This is a genomic window from Pseudomonas sp. PS01298, from assembly GCF_029959745.1.
GTDB classification, from domain to species: domain Bacteria; phylum Pseudomonadota; class Gammaproteobacteria; order Pseudomonadales; family Pseudomonadaceae; genus Aquipseudomonas; species Aquipseudomonas aylmerensis.
The window spans coordinates 1-3,537 of record NZ_JASCPP010000215.1 but is presented as its reverse complement, the minus strand read 5'-3'; the positions used below and the strand labels follow the sequence as shown (position 1 = coordinate 3,537).

Sequence of the window (3,537 nt, the reverse complement as noted above, 5' to 3'; positions counted from 1 at the left end):
CGCGAATGCAGTCTGACATTCAGCATTGATGTCGACTGATACACCGCTTTCGCGAGCAAGCCCGCTCCCACATTGGGTCCCGTGTTTGTTCAGTCAGATCGCGTTGTGGGTTTTGAGCCAGCCCAAACCCGCTTCGGTGGTGGTCAGCGGCTTGTATTCACAGCCGACCCAGCCCGAGTAACCGATGCGGTCCAGATGCTCGAACAGGAAGCGATAGTTGATCTCGCCGGTACCCGGCTCATTGCGCCCGGGGTTGTCCGCCAGCTGGATATGGTTGATCTCGCCCAGGTGCGCGGCCATGGTGCGGGCCAGGTCGCCTTCCATGATTTGCATGTGATAGATGTCGTATTGCAGGAACAGGTTGGCGCTGCCCACTTGCTCGCGAATCGACAGGGCCTGCGCGGTGTTGTTGAGGTAGAAGCCCGGGATGTCGCGGGTGTTGATGGCTTCCATCACCAGCTTGATGCCCACCGCTTGCAGCTTGTCGGCCGCGTACTTGAGGTTGGCGACAAACGTCTTTTCCAGGGTTGCATCATCGACACCGGCAGGCCGGATCCCCGCCAGGCAGTTGATCTGGGTATTGCCCAGCACCTCGGCGTAGGCGATGGCCAGGTTGACCCCGGCGCGGAACTCCTCGACCCGATCCGGGTGGCACGCCAGGCCGCGCTCGCCCTTGGCCCAATCACCGGCCGGCAGGTTGAACAGCACTTGGGTCAGGCCATGGGCGTCAAGTTGTGCCTTGATTTCGGCGGAGCTGAACTCATACGGGAACAGGTACTCGACCCCTTCGAAACCGGCCTCGGCGGCGGCTTTGAAGCGGGCGAGAAAGTCCTGCTCGGTAAACAGCATGGACAGGTTGGCGGCAAAGCGCGGCATAGGGTTCTCCTTAATCAAGCAGGGAAATGGCAGTCGGCGCATCGTTGCCGACCAGGGCCAGATCTTCGAATTCGTTGACGGCGTTGATCTCGGTGCCCATGGAAATATTGGTCACGCGCTCCAGGATGATCTCGACGATCACCGGCACCTTGAATTCCTCGATCATCTCCTGCGCCTTGCGCAGGGCCGGCTGGATCTGGCCCGGCTCGAACACACGCAGGGCCTTGCAACCCAGGCCTTCGGCGACGGCGACGTGGTCGACGCCATAACCGTTGAGCTCCGGCGCGTTGAGGTTGTCGAAGGACAGCTGGACGCAGTAGTCCATTTCAAAACCGCGCTGGGCCTGGCGGATCAGCCCCAGGTAGGAGTTGTTCACCACCACGTGGATGTACGGCAGCTTGAATTGCGCGCCCACCGCCAGCTCTTCGATCATGAACTGGAAGTCATAGTCGCCGGACAACGCCACCACCTTGCGGCTCGGGTCGGCCTTGACCACGCCGAGCGCTGCGGGGATGGTCCAGCCCAACGGGCCGGCCTGGCCGCAGTTGATCCAGTGGCGCGGCTTGTACACGTGGAGGAATTGCGCGCCGGCAATCTGCGACAGGCCGATGGTGCTGACGTAGCAGGTGTCTTTGCCGAACACCTGGTTCATCTCTTCGTACACCCGTTGCGGCTTGACCGGCACCGCGTCGAAGTGGGTCTTGCGCTGCAGGGTGGCCTTGCGCTGCTGGCAATCATGCAGCCAGGCGCTGCGGTCCTTGAGCTTGCCGGCGGCTTTCCACTCGCGGGCCACTTCAATGAACAGGGTCAGCGCGGAACCGGCGTCGGAGACGATGCCCAGGTCCGGGGTGAACACGCGGCCAATCTGCGTCGGCTCGATGTCGACGTGAATGAACTTGCGGCCTTCGGTGTAGACCTCCACCGAACCGGTGTGGCGGTTGGCCCAGCGGTTGCCGATGCCGAGCACCACGTCCGACTTGAGCATCGTCGCGTTGCCATAGCGGTGGGAGGTTTGCAGGCCGACCATGCCGACCATCAGCGGGTGGTCGTCGGGGATGGTGCCCCAGCCCATCAGGGTCGGAATCACCGGGATACCAGTGAGTTCGGCGAACTCCACCAGCAGTTCGCTGGCGTCGGCATTGATCACGCCACCGCCGCTGACCAGCAACGGCCGCTCGGCGGCATCGAGCAGGGCCAGGGCTTTTTCCACCTGGATGCGGGTTGCCAGCGGCTTGGCCAGGGGCAGCGGCTGGTAGGCGTCGATGTCGAATTCGATCTCGGCCATCTGCACGTCGAACGGCAGGTCGATCAACACTGGGCCTGGGCGGCCTGAGCGCATTTCGTAGAAGGCTTTCTGGAACGCGTAGGGCACCTGGCCAGGTTCGAGCACAGTGGTTGCCCACTTGGTCACGGGCTTGACGATGCTGGTGATGTCGACGGCCTGGAAGTCTTCCTTGTGCATCCGTGCACGCGGGGCTTGGCCGGTGATGCACAGGATCGGGATCGAGTCCGCCGAAGCGCTGTAGAGGCCGGTGACCATGTCGGTGCCCGCCGGGCCCGAAGTGCCGATGCACACGCCGATATTGCCGGCCTTGGTGCGGGTGTAACCCTCGGCCATGTGCGAGGCGCCTTCAACGTGGCGAGCAAGGACGTGATCGATGCCACCGACCTTCTGCAAGGCCGAATACAGCGGGTTGATCGCGGCGCCAGGGATACCGAAGGCGGTGTCCACGCCTTCACGGCGCATCACCAGGACGGCGGCTTCGATTGCTCTCATTTTGCTCATGATTTTGGTGCCTCTTGCGTTTTGTAATTGTATACAAGTGGTGTCTGGATAAAGTGTATTCACGGCGAGCGGCGCAGGTCAATCCATTTTGTTCGCGGCCCTTTGCGTTCGTCGGAAGGCATTTTTTCGACGTATGGAGTGTTTGTGCGAAATTATTGTATACAAAATTAATTTTCATTGTGTTCTATTTGTTTGATCGAGCATCTGATCAGACAGACCTCCACCGCTTTCCCAATAACAAAAGAAGGACGGCACCATGAGCGCTTTAACCTTGAAAATCGCCACCCAGCTCGCCAGTCAGGCCCTCAACGCAGGGCGCACGCTGTCGACGGCGCCGCTGACCATCGCGGTCCTCGACAGCGGCGGCCACTTGATCACCCTGCAACGCGAAGACGGCGCCAGCCTGCTGCGCCCGCAGATCGCCATCGGCAAGGCCTGGGGCGCGATCGCGCTGGGCAAGGGCTCGCGCTTGTTGGCACTGGACGCGCAGCAGCGCCCGGCGTTTATCGCGGCATTGAACAGCCTGGGGCAGGGCAGCGTGGTCCCGGCACCGGGCGGGGTATTGATTCGAGATCGAGAGGGGGTGGTACTGGGGGCGATCAGGATCAGTGGCGACACATCGGACATCGACGAGCAATGCGCGATCACCGCAATCGAGGGCGTGGGGTTGTTGGCGGATGCGGGGGTGCCCGCGTGATTTGAAGTGACGGTGCGGGCCTCTTCGCGAGCAAGCCCGCTCCCACATTTTGAATGCATTCCAAGTGTGGGAGCGGGCTTGCTCGCGAAAGCGGCGAAGCGGTCTCGGCACTAAACCGGATCACCTCCCACACCGGATCACCCCAATCCCCCCAACAACCCGGCGCCCACAATCGGAA

The 3,537-nt window shown here is 61.9% G+C and carries 3 protein-coding genes; 1 reads left to right on the top strand and 2 read right to left on the bottom strand.

Annotated elements, in window-relative coordinates:
* Nucleotides 1-93 precede the first annotated feature (93 nt).
* Nucleotides 94-876: a hydroxypyruvate isomerase gene (gene hyi / locus QMX97_RS31790; RefSeq protein WP_106804701.1), complete on the bottom strand. Its 783-nt coding sequence runs from the start codon at nucleotides 874-876 to the stop codon at nucleotides 94-96.
* Between the two features lie 10 nt (nucleotides 877-886).
* Complete coding sequence (gene gcl / locus QMX97_RS31785) at nucleotides 887-2,662, bottom strand: glyoxylate carboligase (protein ID WP_065901588.1); 1,776 nt, start codon at nucleotides 2,660-2,662, stop codon at nucleotides 887-889.
* Between the two features lie 256 nt (nucleotides 2,663-2,918).
* On the opposite strand from gcl, the gene QMX97_RS31780 reads away from it, so the two are divergent.
* Entirely contained in the window at nucleotides 2,919-3,359 is a 441-nt protein-coding gene (locus QMX97_RS31780; RefSeq protein WP_282398226.1) for a heme-binding protein, read from the top strand.
* The last annotated feature ends 178 nt before the right edge of the window (nucleotides 3,360-3,537 follow it).